Origin of the sequence: Cryobacterium sp. Sr3 (assembly GCF_004402835.1) — a bacterium.
GTDB classification, from domain to species: domain Bacteria; phylum Actinomycetota; class Actinomycetes; order Actinomycetales; family Microbacteriaceae; genus Cryobacterium; species Cryobacterium sandaracinum.
This window is the reverse complement of record NZ_SOFA01000033.1, coordinates 122,011-136,903: the sequence shown is the minus strand read 5'-3', so window position 1 is coordinate 136,903 and position 14,893 is coordinate 122,011. Positions and strand designations below refer to the sequence as shown.

Here is a 14,893-nt window from a genome sequence, read left to right as displayed (position 1 = left end):
CTTTCTTGCTACTCCGAGCGGTCGTGCGCGGCGAGGCGGGCCAGGCCTGCGTTGTACTGGAGCAGTTCGGCGTCGCCCGTGCGGGCGGCGTTTCGGTCCTTGCGGCGGGTTTCCTTCTCGTCGCTGCGGCTCCATTGGATGGCCACCGCAATGGCCAGGGCGATCGTTGGGATCTCGCCGACGCTCCAAGCGATGCCACCGCCCATCTGCTGGTCCTCGATGCCGCTGAGCCCCCAATCGCGCCCCATGGCCCCGTACCAGTCGGCGAGGAGCAGCCCGGTGCCCGTCATCATGGTGACACCGAAGAAGGCGTGGAAGGCCATCGTGCCCAGAAGAAGCAGCAGGCGGCCGGCGTAGGGCAGGCGGTAGGGCACCGGGTCGATGCCGATCAGCGACTGCACGAACAGGTAGCCGGTGATCAGGAAGTGCACGATCATCCACTCGTGGCCGATGTGGTCGGTCGTCGCCCAGCTGAATAGCGAGGAGTAATAGAACACCCAGAGTGAACCGGCGAAGAGCACGGCTGCGACCAGCGGATTGGCCAGGAACCCCGCGTACGCCGAGTGCACGGCCAACAGGATCCACTCGCGGGCGCCGCGGCTGCCATCCTGCCGCTTGCGGATGGCCCGGGCGGCGAGAGTGACCGGCGCCCCGGGCACCAGAAAGACGGGCACGAGCATGGTCAGGGCCATGTGCATGAGCATGTGGGAGGAGAAGAGGTACTTCGCGTAGAGGTTCGCGCCGCCGTTGGTGATGTAGAACAGGATCAGCATGCCGGTCACCCAGAGCACGGTGCGGAAGACGGGCCACTTATCGCCGCGGCGGGCCAGGCGGCGCACCCCGGCCACGTAGAAGAAGATGCCGAACGCGCAGAACAGCACCCAGGCCAGGTCGAAGTTCCACTCGGTGAAGTAGCGGCTGAAAGTGAGCGGCGGTGGCAGGAGCTCGCCGGTCAGGATCTGGGCGGGCGTCGAGGTGGGAATCTCGGTCGCCGTGATCTGCTCGACCGGCGTCGCGGTCTTGGCGAGGGCGGCGGCAGCCCCGGAGGCGAGCCCCATGAACGCCAGTTCCGTGACGATGAGCCACCAAAACCAGACGTTCCGGCGGGGTGCGGGGGTCTGGGCGTCTGCGGGGGTGCTCCGCAACATCCGCCCGATCACGTACCGGCGTTGCAGCACGCCGAACACGCCGAGCACGGTGAGGGCGAAGACCTTGACCAGAACGAGGATGCCATAGGGCGAGAGCAGCCGGTCCCAGGCACCCAACCGCAGTTCGGCGCCGACGTAGCCGGACGCAGCGACGACGATGAAGGAAACGAGGGCGAGCGAGGAGTAGCGCGCGATGACCGGATCGAGGCGGCCGCCGGCCAACTGCTTGCGCAGCACGATGATGGTCAGCAGCCCGCCCAGCCAGACCGCGGCGAAGACCAGGTGCAGACCCAGGGCGGTGATGGCCACGTCGTGCCCCTCGGCGCCGGCCGCGTGCCCCTGTAGTGCAATCGGCACCAGGGCACCCACGGCGAGGACCGTGACGAAGACGAGCCCGGTCAGTGAACGCACCGCGAAACACAAGACGGTGACGAAGGCCGCGATCAGGGTGGTGATCAGCCAGGCCTGGCCGATCTCGATGTCGCTGAAGAACTGCCCGGCGGTGGCGCTGAACCGGTCATCGAAGCTGAGCGGAATGGTCGTCACCTGCAGGAAGGTGAAGAAACCGGTGAGGGCGGATGCCACGGTGAAGACGGCGGCGGACCCGGCGGCGAAATCGAGGGCCGCGTTGTATTCGGGTTCCCGAGGGCTCAGGGCGAAAAGGGTGAGCACGAGGGCGCCGATGGTGCCGGCGGCGCTGAGGTTGACGAGGAGCTTGGCCAGCGGGAGACCCCACCGCACGACTGGTCCCGGATCGGCCAGCAGTTGCGCCGAAGCGCCGCCACCGTAGGCTAGCGCGACGAGCGTCGCCAGCGTCGCGACCAGCAGAAGCACTGCCGGACCGGAGATACGCACGAGACGAGGCACTGACTCAGCCTAACCGTGCCCGGTGGACGCACGCTCCACGAGGCACGCTGACGTGTGACGTCACAGACGAAAGCAGGGCGCCGACCGAAGGCGACGCCCTGCTTTCTTGGTTCGCGACCTACTTGGCGGCAGCCTTGAGCTTGCTACCAGCGGTCAGCTTGACGCGGTGGCCCGCGGCGATGGCGATCTCTTCGCCGGTCTGCGGGTTGCGGCCGGTGCGCGCTGCGGTAGCGGTGCGCTCGACTCCGAGCCAGCCCGGGATCGTGACCTTGCCGTCGTTCGCGACGGTGTCGGCGAGAGTTGCAAAGAAAGCGTTCAGAACGCTGTCAACTGCAGCCTGGCTCTGGCCAGAGTCTGCGGCAACCTTGGCAACGAGCTCGGTCTTGTTCAGCGACTTGTCAGCCATTGAGTGTCCTCCTCGGACCTTTGTCTGTAAAAACAGGGATTCACGTATTGCGGGCGACGCTCCGAGGAGCGACTCCGTTTGGCCGGTTGGACCGGGTTGAATCTAGCAGACATCCGCGGAATTCCGCGGATTTGCGGCGTTTCCAGCCGGTTTGGCTGCCGTAACGGCTTCATTTTCGCTGTGGGCGAAAAAAGAGGATGCCGACCGGAGTCGACATCCTCTCGCTTCAGAACCGAGGTTCCGAATGACCGGCTAAGCGGCTTGGTGCGTTGTTACCAGCTGGACTTGGTGATGCCGGGCAGTTCGCCGCGGTGAGCCATGTCGCGGAAACGCACGCGCGAGATTCCGAACTTGCTGAGGTGTCCACGGGGACGACCGTCGACCGCGTCGCGGTTGCGCAGGCGAACCGGCGACGCGTTGCGGGGAAGCTTCTGCAGGCCGAGGCGAGCAGCTTCACGGGACTCATCGGTGCCGGCCGGGTTGACGAGGGCCTTCTTGAGCTCAAGGCGCTTCGCGGCGTAGCGCTCGACGATAACCTTGCGCTGGTTGTTCTTGGCAATCATGCTCTTCTTCGCCATTTTTAGCGCTCCTCACGGAAGTCAACGTGCTTGCGCACTACGGGGTCGTACTTCTTGAGTACGAGACGGTCGGGGTCGTTGCGACGGTTCTTCTTGGTCACGTAGGTGTAACCGGTGCCGGCCGTCGAACGGAGCTTGATGATCGGGCGGACGTCATGCTGCTTGGCCATTAGATTTTCTCCCCACGAGCGAGAAGGTCCTTGACGACCGATTCAATGCCACGAGCGTCGATCACCTTGATGCCCTTGACGGACAAGGTCAGCGTGACGTTGCGGCGAAGCGACGGTACGTAGTACTTCTTGGTCTGAACGTTCGGGTCGAAGCGACGCTTAGTGCGTCGGTGCGAGTGCGAAATGTTGTGTCCGAAGCCGGGAACGGCTCCGGTCACCTGGCAAGTAGCTGCCATGGTTCTCCTCCAATACCGAAGGGCGAATGCCCTTCCCAAGATCTCTTGTCGGCTGGCATGACTACACTTCCGCGAAGCGGAAGCGAGCGAACCAGCAGTGCACGCACAGATATGCGCAGCAACATGTCACATTACGCGGTGCTCTCCCCCAGCGCAAACTGAACCAATTCGACGGAGATTTTGCCGATTCAGGCCCTAAAACCGGCAAAACCGGGTTGTGGGGGCAGAATCTCCGTCGAATTCGTTCGGGGCGAGGACGAGTCCGGCGGGCGGCGGTGGGCGCGCGGCGGTGGGCGCGCGGCGGTGGGCCTAGTCCACGGATGCGGCGGAGCAGGCCGCGCAGAGACCGAACACGTCGACCACGTGGGCGGCCTGGCTGAAGCCGTGCTCGGCGGCCACGTTCTTGGCCCAGTTTTCCACGGCGTCCGCTTCGATCTCGACGGTGAGTCCGCAGTTGCGGCAGATCAGGTGGTGGTGGTGGTCGGTCGTGCTGCAGGCGCGGTAGAGCGCCTCACCATCGGGCGACTGCAGCGAGTCGGCCTCGCCCTCGCCGGCCAGGTCGGCCAGGGCCCGGTACACCGTGGCCAGGCCGATGGGCGAACCGGTGGCGTGCAGGCTGGCGTGCAGACCCTGGGCGCTGACAAATCCCTCGGCGTCGCTGAGTGCGGTGCGCACGGCCTCGCGCTGCCAGGTGTTTCGCTTCATGCTTTCAACCGTAACCGCGCCCGGACCAGCCGGCGACCGCCCAGGGCCACCAGGAAGAAGACGGCCGCGGTGAGGGCGATCGCCGGCCCGGCGGCCACGTCGATCGCCCGGGACAGGAGCACTCCGACCAGGCCGGCGGCCGCGCCCAGCACCGGAGCGAGAACCAGGATCTGGGTGGCGGTGCGCGTGACCAGGCGCGCGGCGGCGGCCGGGGCCGCGATCAGCGCGATCGCGAGGATCGCCCCGACGGCCGGCATTGCGGTGACCACGGTGGCGGTGGTCAGTGCGAGGGTGAGCAGCTCGATCGGCCATTCCCGGAATCCGGCGGCGCGGAATCCGCTCGGGTCGAAGGTAGAGAACAGGATCTCCTTGCCCAGCAGCACCATCACGGTCACGGCCACCCCGAGCACGCCGACGGCCAGCCAGACGTCACCGGTCGTGACGGTGAGGATTGACCCGACCAAATAGGAGTCGACCTGCACCGGCAGCGACGGGTTGAGGGCCTGCAGAAGCACGCCGAGCGCGAAGCCCGCGGTGAGCAGGATGCCGGACGCCACCTGGGTGCCCTGCCGCTTCACCCGGCCGATCAGGGTCATGATGCCGACGATGAGGATGCTCGCCAGGGCCGCCCCGAGTGGGATGCTCACGCCGACGATCGTGGCGGTCACGGCGCCCGGGAAGGTGGCGTGGGTGAGGGCCTGGGCGAAGAAAGTGCGGCGGCGCAATATGACGAGGGATCCGACCAGCCCGCTGAGGGCGCCGATGACGGCGGCCGCGAGGAGTGCCTTCTCGAAGTAGCCCATCACGTCACCAGCTGTTCGTGCGGCGGCGGGGTGTGCGGCTGCGGGGTGCGCGGCGGCGGGGTGCGCTGCAACCGCGGACGGGGCGAACCCAGCCGCCGAAGACCGTCGATGGACAGGCGCAACAGCAGCACCACGGCGTAGCCGGCGACCAGCACCAGCACCACGGTCGCGCCGCTGGGCAGGTCGAGACCGGCCTGCACGGATGCCTGGAAACCGAGCACGAGCCCAAGCCAGGCACCGAGGGCCGCGAAACAGGCCGCGATCGGGAACAGCAGCCAGAGCCGGTCAGTGATGAGCCGGGCCACGGCGCCGGGCACGATCAACACGGCCAGGACGAGGAGGTTGCCGACGGCGCTGGAGGCCGCGACGACCACGAGGGCGATGGCCACGTTGAGCACGAGGTCGAGCGCGAGCGTGCGGTAGCCGGCCGCGGCGAAGCCGACCCGGTCGAAGGCGCGGAACACCTCCTCCTTGAGCGTGAGCCCGATCAGGACCAGCGCCACGAGGCAGATGGCGACGGTCTGCACGACCTCATTCGGGCTGACCGTGAGGAGGCGGCCGAAGAGAAGCTGCTCCAGCTGGCCGACGTAGTTCGTCTCGCGGGAGACCAGGATGATGCCCACGCTGAACATGGCGGTGAAGACGATGGCGACCGCGGCATCCGAGGACACGGACTGGCGCACGATCAGGGTGAGGATGACCGCCGCGAACAGGGCGGCGACCATCGCGCCGGCGAACAGCCCCTCGCGCCCACCCCAGACGAAGCCGATCGCGATGCCGGGGAAGACCGCGTGGGTGAGACCGTCGCTGATGAACTCGAGGCCCCGCAGATTGACCAGCACCCCGACGACGCCGGCTACCAGGCTGAGCGCACCCAGCACGAAGAGGGCCCGGGTCATGAACGGCAGGGCAAAGGCGTCGATCAGCGGGCTGAGGAAGTCCATCTCAGTGACCGGTGTGCCCGGGCACAACCACGGTGTGCTCGTCGATCTCCACGCCGACCTCTCGGAACGTGCGCTGCACGTTCTCCAGGATCAGCACCGACTCGCGCGGCCCGAACGCCACCTGGGCGCCATTGAGCAGCAACACCTGTTCGCAGACCTCGCGGGCGAGCTGGAGGTCGTGGGTGGAGACGACCACGGCCACCCCCTCCTCCTTCAAACGCTTGACGGTGCCCACGAGCGCGTCCCGATTCTGCTGGTCGAGGCCGTTGAACGGCTCGTCGAGCAGCAGCAGGCGGGGCCTCGCGGCCACGGCCCGTGCGAGCAGTCCGCGCTGCTGCTGGCCGCCGGAGAGTTCCCCGAAGCGGGTTTTCGCGCGATGCGCGAGGCCCACCGCGTCGAGTGCACGGGCCACGGCCTGACGGTCGCGCTTACCGGGCAGGCGCAGCCAGCCTAGCGAGCGGTAGCGCCCCATCATGACGACCTGCTCGAGCGTGACCGGGAACTGCTGGTCGATCTCGTCGGCCTGCGGCACGTAACCGATGGATCCGGCCGGGGCCGCTGCCGCTCCCAGCACCTCGACGGTACCGCTCACGCGCTGGATCAGGCCGAGGATGCCCTTGAGCAGCGTGGACTTGCCGGACCCGTTGGGCCCGATCAGCGCCACGGCCTCGCCGGCGTGCACCTCGAAGTCGATGTCGGCCAGGGCAGGGCTCTGGCCGTAGGAGAAGGAGGCGCCCGCCACCTTGAGCGCGACAGGCGCGCTCGGCCGTACTTGAGAAGGGTTCTCGATCACTGACTAACTATCGCAGGTCTGCGGGCACCGCGGTGGGCTCGGCTCCCCAGGATTCGAGGATCAGGCCGACGTTGTGCAGCTGCGAACTGATGTAGGTGGCGCCGTCACTGTGCCGCGCACCGAGGGAGTCGCTGTAGAGCGCGTCCTCCCCCGAGTACACGCTGACGCCGGCCTCGCCGGCGATGGTGTCGGCGGCCTTCGGGCTGATCGAGGCCTCGGAGAAGACCGCCTTGACCCCGGTGGCCGTGATGGCGTCGACGAGTTCGTCGATCGCGGCGGCGCTGGGCTCGGCGTTGTCGTCGAAGCTCGGGATGATGGATCCGACGTAGGTGATGCCGTAGGCCTCGGTGAAGTAGCCGAATGCGTCGTGGTTGCTCACGAGCAGGCGCTGCTCGGCGGGCACGGCGTCGATGTTGGTACGGATCCAGTCGTCGAGCTCGGCCAGCCGGCCGGTGTAGGCGGTCGCGTTGGCCTCGACGTCCGGGGCCAGGTCCGGCTGGGCATCACTGAGGCCCGTGGCGATGGTGACGGCCATGGTCTCGGCATTGGACACGTCGGTCCAGATGTGAGGGTTGCCGCCCTGGTGGGAGTGCTCGGCGTCATCCGTCGCGGCCTTGTCTTCGGCGTGGTCCTCTTCGCCGGCTGCGATGTCCTGGATCTCGATGCCCTCGTCGGAGTCGATCGTCACGCCGTCGAAACCGCTGGCGCTGATTGCGTCGTCGAGCCACTCCTCGAGGCCGACCCCATTGATCACGAGCACATCGGCCTCACCGAGGGCTGTCAAGTCGGCCACGGACGGATCGTAGCTGTGCGCGCTCTGGTTGGGCTGGATGAGCTGGGTCACTACTACGCCCGCGGTGTCGCCGACGACGTTGCGGGTGAGGTCCGCCACCTGGGTGGTCGTCGCGACCACCTTGAGGTCGCCGGCGGCGGCGCCATCCGCCGAACCGCCGGTCGGAGTGCAGCCGACCATGGTCAGCGAGGCAACGGCGGCCAGGGCGGTGAGGACGAATCGATTGTTGATCACAGGGCCGACGTTACGCCTAATGATAATGATTGTCAACACCAATAAGAGCCGCCGCCGGGATCTCCTCCGGGACCTTACTCGAGCAGCAGCGCGGGCTCCTCAATGATGCTCGCGACATCCGCCAGGAAGCGGCTCGCGACATCCCCATCGACCACGCGATGGTCGAAGCTCGCGCCGATGGTCGTCACCTGACGCACCCGCACCTCGCCGTCGACGACCCACGGTTTGGGCTTGATCGTTCCGAGGGCCACGATGCCGGCCTCGCCGGAGTTGAGGATGGGCGTGCCGGTATCCATGCCGAAGACACCGATATTGGTGATCGTGATCGTGCCGTTCGACATCTCCGCCGGCGAGGTCTTGCCGTCCCGCGCGGTGAGCGTGAGCTTCTCAAGGGCGCGGGCCAGTTCAAGCAGGCTCATGTCCTGCGCTTCCTTCACATTGGGCACGATGAGCCCACGGGGGGTGGCCGCGGCGATGCCCAGGTTCACGTAGTGCTTGATCACGATTTCCTCGTCGGTGAAAACCGAGTTGACCGTGGGGTTGCGCCGCACGGCCCAGATCATGGCTTTGGCCATGATCAGCATCGGGGACACGCGCACGCCCGCGAAGTCGGTGGACGCCTTGAGCCGCTTGACGAACTCCATGGTGCGGGTGGCGTCCACGTCGACGAAGAGGCTCACGTGCGGTGCGGTGAAGGCGCTGGAGGCCATGGCCTGGGCGATGGCCTTGCGCACGCCTTTGACCGGGACGCGCTCCTCACGGTCGCTGGGCCATTCCGGCGTCTGGATGTTGCGGAACACGCTGGCCTGGGTGGCCTCCCGCAGCACGTCCTCGCGGGTGACGTCGCCGACCGGGCCGGTCGCCTCGACCAGGGACAAGTCCACACCGAGGTCCTTGGCCAGCTTGCGGATCGGCGGCTTGGCGACGACGGGGCCCGCGGATGCCGCGCGCGGCAGCTGCGGGAGCTGCGAAGTGGCCGGGCGCGTGGGGTGCACGGGCGGCGGCGCGATCGACTCGTGGGCGACGGGGGTGACCCCGTGGCGCTTGCGCCGGGTGGGCATGGTCGCCGCGGCGCCGCGCCCGACCAGGACCGCGCCCGGCGTCTCGGCCGGCTCGTCCGTGATGGTGGAGCCGGCATCCGCTGCCGCGCTGGCCAGCTCGCCCGCGCCGTTCGCGATCGCACTGCTCGACGCAGACGCGACGGCGACGGTCTCGGCCACGATGGTGATGATGACCGTTCCGACGTCGACGGTCGTGCCGGGTTTCACCAGGATCTCCCCGACCACGCCGACGTACGGCGACGGCAGCTCGACGAGCGACTTCGCGGTCTCGATCTCGACCAGCACCTGGTTGATCGACACGGTGTCGCCGGGCGCCACCTTCCACTCCACGATTTCGGCCTCGGTGAGACCCTCGCCGACGTCGGGCAGTGTGAATTTCGACACGCTCATCGAGTACGCTCCTTGCGATTGGTGAGGCGAGAAGCCCTGGTGCGACTCATATCAGTAGGAGAGGGCGCGGTCGACGGCCTCGAGCACGCGGTCCGGGCTGGGCAGGAAGTGCGTCTCGACGGCGGCCGGCGGGAACGGGGTGTCGAAACCGGAGACGCGCAGCACGGGAGCCTCGAGCAGGTAGAAGGCCTTCTCCATGACGGTCGCGGCGATCTCCGATCCGACGCTGACGAAGCCGTGGGCCTCCTGGGCGACGACCAGATGCCCGGTCTTCTCGACCGACGCGAGGATGGGACCGTAGTCGATCGGCGAGATTGAACGCAGGTCGATGACCTCGACGCTGGTTCCCTCCGCCGCCGCGAGATCCGCAGCCTGCAGCAGGACGCTGACCATGGCGCCGTGGCCGACGACCGTCGCATCCGTGCCGCTGCGTACCACGCGGCTGGCGTGCAGGGGCGTGCCGCTCTCGGCAAGGTTCACCTCACCCTTGGGCCAGTAGCGGCTCTTGGGCTCGAAGAAGATGACCGGGTCGTCGGAGGCGATGGCCTCCTGCAACATCCAGTAGGCGTCGTGCGGGTTCGACGGGCTGACCACGCGCAGGCCCGGCGTGTGCGCGAAGTACGTCTCCGGGCTCTCCTGGTGGTGCTCGATCGACCCGATGTGGCCGCCGTAGGGGATGCGGATCACGACGGGCATGGAGACCTCACCCTCGTGCCGGTTGCGCATCCGCGCCAGCTGGCTGGTGATCTGGTCAAAGCCGGGGAAGACGAACCCGTCGAACTGGATCTCGCAGACCGGGCGGTAGCCGCGCAGGGCCAGGCCGATGGCCGTACCGATGATGCCGGACTCGGCCAGCGGGGTGTCGAGCACGCGCTTGTCGCCGAATTCGGCGATCAGACCCTCGGTGACGCGGAAGACCCCGCCCAGCGGGCCGATGTCCTCGCCCATCATCAGCACCCGGGGGTTGTCGCGCATGGCCTGGCGCAGGCCCGCGTTGAGGGCCTTCGTCATGGGCAGGTTCGCCGTTCCGGTGCCGGGAATGGCCCGCTTGGCGGCGGCCGGGTGTCCCGGGGTCGGCATCGCGGTGGTCGGTGTGGCGAGGCCGGTGGTGCTCGTCACGATCGTGTCGCTCACGCGTCGCCTCCTTCGAAGGATGCCTCGTAGTGGTCGAGCCAGGCCTTCTGTTCCTGGATCAGCGGGTGGGGTTCGGCGTAGACGTTGTCGAAGATGACAGCCTTCTCCGGGGAGTGGATGTCGAGGGCCCGGCGGCGCACATCCGCGGCGTAGTCGTCGGCCTCCTCGTCGACGGCGTCGAGGAACTCCGGCTCGACCCCCAGGCCCTGCAGGTAGCTGCGGAAGCGCACGATCGGGTCGCGGGCCACCCAGTAGGCCAGCTGTTCCGGGTCGCGGTACTTGGTGGGGTCGTCGGCCGTGGTGTGGGCACCGACTCGGTAGGTCAGGGCCTCGATCAGGGCGGGGCCGTGGCCGGCGCGGGCGTCGTCGAGGTGCTTGGTCGTCACCGCGAAACTGGCGAGCACGTCGTTGCCGTCGATCTGGGTGCCGGGCATGCCGAAGCCGGCGGCACGCAGGTAGAGCGGAGTGCGGGACTGCCGGGTCACGGGCACTGAGATGGCCCAGTGGTTGTTCTGCAGGAAGAAGACCTGCGGGGTCTGGTAGCTGGCGGCGAAGACGAGCGCCTCGTTGGCGTCGCCCTGCGACGAAGCTCCATCGCCGTAGTACACGATGACGGCCTGGTCGGTCTCGGGATTGCCGGTCGCGGTCGCGCCGTCGAGCTGCATGCCCATCGCGTAGCCCGTGGCGTGCAGGGTCTGCGAGGCCAGCACAAGGGTGTACAGGTGGAAGTTGCCGTGGTCCTCGGGGGTCCAGCCGCCGAGGGTGACACCGCGCAGCATCCGCAGGATATCGACGGGGTCGAGTCCGCGGATCATGCCGACGACGTGCTCGCGATAGGACGGGAACACGTGGTCCTGCGGCCGGGTTGCGTAGGCGGAGCCGACCTGGGCGGCCTCCTGGCCGTGGCTGGGCACCCAGAGGGCCAGCTGGCCCTGCCGCTGCAGGTTCGCGGCCTCGGTGTCGAACCGGCGCACCACCACCATGTCGCGGTAGAACCGCCGATGGTCGGCCTCGGTCAGTCGATCGAGGTAGGGCAGGAACTCGGCCGCGGAATCGCTCGGGGCGAAGACACCCTCCGGGGAGAGCATTCGCACCGTGGGAGAGGCACTCGGGGTCGCTGACACCGTACTAACCTAGCCCTCGGGCAGGGTGCCCCGTTGGTAGATCGTCAACAATGTCGGCGCAAATACCCAGGAGCTTCTCCACGGATTCTTCCTCACCGATCGAAATTCGGATGCCCTCGGGGAACGGGCGAACGATCAGGCCGACGGCCGACAGGACATCGGCGATGTCGGCGGTGTCCTCGGCGGTGGGCAGCCAGATGAAGTTTCCCTGAGGCACCGGAATGTTCCAGCCCTGCTCGCTCAGCAGGCGCCAGACCCGGTCGCGCCGCTCGGTCAGGGCACGCACCCGCCGCAGCAGCTGGTCGGCGGCGTCGAGAGAGGCGATCGCGGCCGCGCCGGCAACACCTGTGACCGAGAGCGGGATCGCGGTGGACCTCGCCGCATCGAGCACGGCGACGGGACCGAGGGCGTAGCCGACGCGCAGGCCGGCCAGGCCGTAGGCCTTGGAGAAAGTGCGCAGCACGACCAGGTTCGGGAACCGGGACAGCAGTGGCAGGCCGGTGACCGCCTCGGGGTCGGTGACGAACTCGCAGTAGGCCTCATCGAGGATGACGAGGAGGTCCGGCGGGACGACGGCCATGAACGATTCGAACTCGTCGCCCGTGACGGCAGTCCCGGTCGGATTGTTCGGGCTGCAGATGATGACGACGCGGGTATGGTCCGTGATGCGGGTGGCCATCTCGGGCAGGTCGTGGCGATGGTCGGCCCGGTTCGGAACCTGCACGCTCGTGGCACCGGCGACGGTGACCAGACCGGGGTAGGCCTCGAAGGAGCGCCACGAGTAGAGCACCTCGTCACCCGGTCCCGCGGCGGCGAGGATGAGCTGGGCCAGGAGGGCCACGGAGCCGGCACCGATGTGCACCTCGTCGACGCTCAGGCCGAACTGCGTGGCCAGCCCTTCGCGCAGGGCCAGCGCCGAGGCATCCGGGTACCGGTTGTACGCGGTCTCGGCGTTCACGGCGGCGATGACGCCGGGCAGCGGATCGAAGGGGTTCTCGTTGCTCGAGAGTTTGAACGCGCTGGCTGCGGCAGCTTGACCCTGCCGATAGGCCGGGAGGGCGACAATCTCGGGGCGCAGGCGGACCGAGGGCGGGTCTGATGGGCTCACTCGGCGATTCTACGCCGCGGCATATTCACGTGGCCGCATGGTTAGGCCCGGGGCTGGCCCATCCGTGCGACCAGTCACCGGCGATGCCATAGTGGAGTCATGGCCAGATTCCTGATCAAGCTGATCCTCAACTCCGTCGCCCTGTGGCTCACGACCCTGCTCGTCAGCGGGGTGCGGGTCGATCCGTTCGCCGAGGGCACGACCGCCCTGATCGCCACCTATCTGTTGGTCGCGCTGGTCTTCGGCCTCGTCAACAGTGTGATCGGCGGCTTCGTGCGGGTTGTCGCGTTCCCGGTCTACATCCTCACGCTCGGCCTGATTTCCTTGATCGTGAATGGTTTCCTGCTGATGATCGTGGCCTGGTTCTCGGGCCTGGTCGGCTTCGGGCTCGTGGTGGACGATTTCTGGTGGGGTGTGCTCGGCGCACTCGTGCTGGGCATCATCAGCTGGATTCTCGGCGTGCTGATCCGACCGGTCACCCCCCGCTCGTAGCGATCTCCAGCCGTCGGGTCAGCCGTCGGGTCAGCCGTCGGGTCAGCCGTCGGCCAGGCGGAAGCCCCGCCACCGGGAGGACTCGCCGGCTTCCGTGCCGAGGATCTTCCCGAGGGTCTCCCGGAACTCCTGTAATCGTGGTTCCTCGGAGCCGTCCATGAGCCGCCCGGTCTCCCGGTAGGCGGTGAGGGCGTGAGCCGGCAGCGGCCGGTCGACCGGCACCTCCGTCTCAGCGAACACCTCGCGGCGCACCACCAGGCGCTCATCGTCGCCGGTGGCCGTTCCCCCCAGGGCAGGGACAAGGTCGTCGGTGTGCTCGACCATGACGGCCTCCACGTCTGCGGGCAGGGCCACTTGGGCGGTGAGTCCCCCAAAGGTCGCCACCGCGACGGTGTTGAAGTCCCCGGACGCCGCGAGCTGCGCCGCGACCAACCCGCCCTGCGAGTGACCCACCGGAACCACCGGGTCGCCCGGCGCCACCCCGGCCTCCCGCAGGGCATCGACGACCGCCCGATAGGAGCCGGAGCCCTGGTCGGCGAGGGCGACGAGGTTGGAGGTGAGGTCCCACGGTTGTTCACCGGCGACCGGACTCCACGCCGCGGTGCCGCCGATGTAGACCACCCAGGATGCGTCGTCCGGACCGCCATAACGCTCGATGCGCACCTGCGGGGCGTCCTCCGACACCGAGGGGATGCGGGCAGCCAGGTCCTCGAAGCCGGCCGGCGGAGCGACGGGTCGGCCGGGGAGAGCGGCGCCGGGCCGCGCGGCACCCGCAGGCGGCGGGCCGAGGGGGCGGGTCCCACCGTCGAGCCGCTCCACCGACACGGGAGTCTCGCGCAGCAGGCCGAGGGGGCGGGCGAGCCCGACCAGGCCCGCCGCGGTCGTCGTGACACCGAGCAGGCCGAGGCCCTCGTCGCCGAGGGCCAGTGACACCGGGAACGGCACCCCGGCACGACCGGTGGCCGCGTCGTCGGCCGAGGAGACGATCACCCGCACCGCCTCGACCAGGACCGGGTTGGTCAGGGCCCGCGGATGCGCGTGGACCCAGGCGCCGATCTCGGCGGGCGCGTCTCCCGGACGCCGGCCGGTGAGCAGACCGCCGAGCACCAACCCCACCACGCCGACCGTGAGGCCGGGCACGGCCGCCAGGGCCAGAAGAGGTGCCAGCAGCCCGAGGGTGGAGCCCAGCCAGGCCCCGGAGAGGCTTGCTCCCCAGTCCCGCAGGCGCTCGGCCCTGCCGTAGCCCTCCGCCGCCGCGATGAGAGCGTCGGCGAGGGTCTGGCTGCGCTCCGCGACTCGCTCCAGGGCGGAGCGGGCCGCGAACACGTTCATCCCGGCGTTGGGCAGGCTCATCACCGGACCGAGGGGCTGGTCGGAATCCAGTGCCTGGATGCGCGCCACCCGCACCAGCCAGTCCTCGGCGTCACCCTGAAGCAGCCGCAGCCGCGCCGCCTCGGCCAGCAGCGTGTCGGTGGCGACGAGCGTGCTCCCGCCGCCGGACACGATCAGGGTGTCGCCGGGGCCGCCAGGCTGCTCCCCCGTCATCGCACCGCCCGGGCTGGAGCCGGGCCGGGTGCCAGGGTCGGGACCGGCGCCCGGGCCTCGGCCAGAGCAGCCCCGCCCTGATCGATCGCGGCCACCACCTCGGTGAGGGCGGCGTCGAGGAGCCCGGCGGCTCGGCGGAGTTCGCCGGCGAGGTCGCTGCGCTGACGGTCGTAGTTCCGCTGGGCCTCTGAGCGCCACGAGCCGGTCAGGTCGCCGGCCGTGAGCCGGCCCGCCGCCATGTCGACGTCGTCGCGCAGCAGGCGCAGCAGCATCCGTCGCTGCCGAAGTTCGTCGAGGCGCGCCTCCAGCGCGTAATGAGTCACGATCGTGCAAGTCGAGCTGGTGCCGCCCGGAATCTCCAT

At 68.6% G+C, this 14,893-nt stretch carries 17 protein-coding genes; 1 reads left to right on the top strand and 16 read right to left on the bottom strand.

From position 1 onward, the window contains the following. Window positions 1-8: 8 nt before the first annotated feature. From E3N94_RS09675 to E3N94_RS09610, 14 genes are all read right to left on the bottom strand, one after another. On the bottom strand, window positions 9-2,015 hold the full coding sequence (locus E3N94_RS09675) for a cytochrome c oxidase assembly protein (RefSeq protein WP_174721902.1): 2,007 nt from the start codon (window positions 2,013-2,015) through the stop codon (window positions 9-11). A 118-nt stretch (window positions 2,016-2,133) separates the two neighbouring features. After that, a complete protein-coding gene (locus E3N94_RS09670) occupies window positions 2,134-2,421 on the bottom strand; it encodes an HU family DNA-binding protein (protein ID WP_104099750.1) in 288 nt (95 codons plus the stop codon). A 272-nt stretch (window positions 2,422-2,693) separates the two neighbouring features. Then, the gene (gene rpsN, locus E3N94_RS09665) at window positions 2,694-2,999 is read right to left on the bottom strand and encodes a 30S ribosomal protein S14 (RefSeq protein ID WP_104099751.1); all 306 of its coding nucleotides are present in this window, start codon (window positions 2,997-2,999) and stop codon (window positions 2,694-2,696) included. A 2-nt stretch (window positions 3,000-3,001) separates the two neighbouring features. Then, window positions 3,002-3,169, bottom strand: coding sequence for a 50S ribosomal protein L33 (gene rpmG, locus E3N94_RS09660; RefSeq protein WP_104099752.1), 168 nt, complete (start codon window positions 3,167-3,169; stop codon window positions 3,002-3,004). Next, window positions 3,169-3,405, bottom strand: coding sequence for a 50S ribosomal protein L28 (gene rpmB, locus E3N94_RS09655; protein ID WP_104099753.1), 237 nt, complete (start codon window positions 3,403-3,405; stop codon window positions 3,169-3,171). The genes rpmG and rpmB overlap by 1 nt, the downstream gene beginning before the upstream one ends. Window positions 3,406-3,714: 309 nt before the next feature. Continuing rightward, window positions 3,715-4,110 (bottom strand): transcriptional repressor, encoded by a 396-nt coding sequence (locus tag E3N94_RS09650; protein ID WP_134375333.1) that lies wholly within the window; start codon window positions 4,108-4,110, stop codon window positions 3,715-3,717. Beyond that, complete coding sequence (locus tag E3N94_RS09645; protein WP_134570150.1) at window positions 4,107-4,913, bottom strand: metal ABC transporter permease; 807 nt, start codon at window positions 4,911-4,913, stop codon at window positions 4,107-4,109. Before E3N94_RS09645 ends, E3N94_RS09650 begins: the two co-directional genes overlap by 4 nt. Further along, window positions 4,913-5,857: a metal ABC transporter permease gene (locus E3N94_RS09640; RefSeq protein ID WP_134570133.1), complete on the bottom strand. Its 945-nt coding sequence runs from the start codon at window positions 5,855-5,857 to the stop codon at window positions 4,913-4,915. Before E3N94_RS09640 ends, E3N94_RS09645 begins: the two co-directional genes overlap by 1 nt. 1 nt (window position 5,858) lies before the next feature. Continuing rightward, window positions 5,859-6,650: a metal ABC transporter ATP-binding protein gene (locus tag E3N94_RS09635; RefSeq protein WP_134570132.1), complete on the bottom strand. Its 792-nt coding sequence runs from the start codon at window positions 6,648-6,650 to the stop codon at window positions 5,859-5,861. A gap of 7 nt (window positions 6,651-6,657) precedes the next feature. Further along, window positions 6,658-7,677 (bottom strand): metal ABC transporter substrate-binding protein, encoded by a 1,020-nt coding sequence (locus tag E3N94_RS09630; RefSeq protein ID WP_198416273.1) that lies wholly within the window; start codon window positions 7,675-7,677, stop codon window positions 6,658-6,660. A 74-nt stretch (window positions 7,678-7,751) separates the two neighbouring features. Continuing rightward, window positions 7,752-9,128 carry a dihydrolipoamide acetyltransferase family protein gene (locus tag E3N94_RS09625; RefSeq protein WP_104099758.1) on the bottom strand — a complete coding sequence of 459 codons (1,377 nt, stop codon included), beginning with the start codon at window positions 9,126-9,128 and terminating at the stop codon, window positions 7,752-7,754. Window positions 9,129-9,179: 51 nt separating this feature from the next. Further along, entirely contained in the window at window positions 9,180-10,139 is a 960-nt protein-coding gene (locus E3N94_RS09620; RefSeq protein WP_233191201.1) for an alpha-ketoacid dehydrogenase subunit beta, read from the bottom strand. 119 nt (window positions 10,140-10,258) lie between these two features. Beyond that, window positions 10,259-11,350: a thiamine pyrophosphate-dependent dehydrogenase E1 component subunit alpha gene (locus E3N94_RS09615; protein WP_134570148.1), complete on the bottom strand. Its 1,092-nt coding sequence runs from the start codon at window positions 11,348-11,350 to the stop codon at window positions 10,259-10,261. A gap of 40 nt (window positions 11,351-11,390) precedes the next feature. Then, entirely contained in the window at window positions 11,391-12,494 is a 1,104-nt protein-coding gene (locus tag E3N94_RS09610; protein WP_134570131.1) for a histidinol-phosphate transaminase, read from the bottom strand. A gap of 99 nt (window positions 12,495-12,593) precedes the next feature. Between E3N94_RS09610 and E3N94_RS09605 the strand changes: the two genes are divergently transcribed. Beyond that, window positions 12,594-12,986 (top strand): phage holin family protein, encoded by a 393-nt coding sequence (locus E3N94_RS09605; RefSeq protein ID WP_104099761.1) that lies wholly within the window; start codon window positions 12,594-12,596, stop codon window positions 12,984-12,986. Window positions 12,987-13,028: 42 nt separating this feature from the next. Here E3N94_RS09605 and E3N94_RS09600 read toward each other — a convergent pair whose 3' ends face one another. Both E3N94_RS09600 and E3N94_RS09595 read right to left on the bottom strand, forming a co-directional pair. Next, a complete protein-coding gene (locus tag E3N94_RS09600; protein ID WP_104099762.1) occupies window positions 13,029-14,531 on the bottom strand; it encodes a hypothetical protein in 1,503 nt (500 codons plus the stop codon). Beyond that, window positions 14,528-14,854, bottom strand: coding sequence for a hypothetical protein (locus tag E3N94_RS09595; RefSeq protein ID WP_134342717.1), 327 nt, complete (start codon window positions 14,852-14,854; stop codon window positions 14,528-14,530). Before E3N94_RS09595 ends, E3N94_RS09600 begins: the two co-directional genes overlap by 4 nt. Between the last annotated feature and the right edge of the window lie 39 nt (window positions 14,855-14,893).

Bases quoted from the DNA above. Each gene is read 5' to 3' on its own strand.
- E3N94_RS09670 (WP_104099750.1), bottom strand. From the start codon at position 2,421: ATGGCTGACAAGTCGCTGAACAAGACCGAGCTCGTTGCCAAGGTTGCC.
- rpsN (WP_104099751.1), bottom strand. From the start codon at position 2,999: ATGGCGAAGAAGAGCATGATTGCCAAGAACAACCAGCGCAAGGTTATC.
- rpmG (WP_104099752.1), bottom strand. From the start codon at position 3,169: ATGGCCAAGCAGCATGACGTCCGCCCGATCATCAAGCTCCGTTCGACG.
- rpmB (WP_104099753.1), bottom strand. From the start codon at position 3,405: ATGGCAGCTACTTGCCAGGTGACCGGAGCCGTTCCCGGCTTCGGACAC.
- E3N94_RS09650 (WP_134375333.1), bottom strand. From the start codon at position 4,110: ATGAAGCGAAACACCTGGCAGCGCGAGGCCGTGCGCACCGCACTCAGC.
- E3N94_RS09645 (WP_134570150.1), bottom strand. From the start codon at position 4,913: ATGGGCTACTTCGAGAAGGCACTCCTCGCGGCCGCCGTCATCGGCGCC.
- E3N94_RS09640 (WP_134570133.1), bottom strand. From the start codon at position 5,857: ATGGACTTCCTCAGCCCGCTGATCGACGCCTTTGCCCTGCCGTTCATG.
- E3N94_RS09625 (WP_104099758.1), bottom strand. From the start codon at position 9,128: ATGAGCGTGTCGAAATTCACACTGCCCGACGTCGGCGAGGGTCTCACC.
- E3N94_RS09620 (WP_233191201.1), bottom strand. From the start codon at position 10,139: ATGACGAAGGCCCTCAACGCGGGCCTGCGCCAGGCCATGCGCGACAAC.
- E3N94_RS09615 (WP_134570148.1), bottom strand. From the start codon at position 11,350: ATGCTCTCCCCGGAGGGTGTCTTCGCCCCGAGCGATTCCGCGGCCGAG.
- E3N94_RS09605 (WP_104099761.1), top strand. From the start codon at position 12,594: ATGGCCAGATTCCTGATCAAGCTGATCCTCAACTCCGTCGCCCTGTGG.
- E3N94_RS09600 (WP_104099762.1), bottom strand. From the start codon at position 14,531: ATGACGGGGGAGCAGCCTGGCGGCCCCGGCGACACCCTGATCGTGTCC.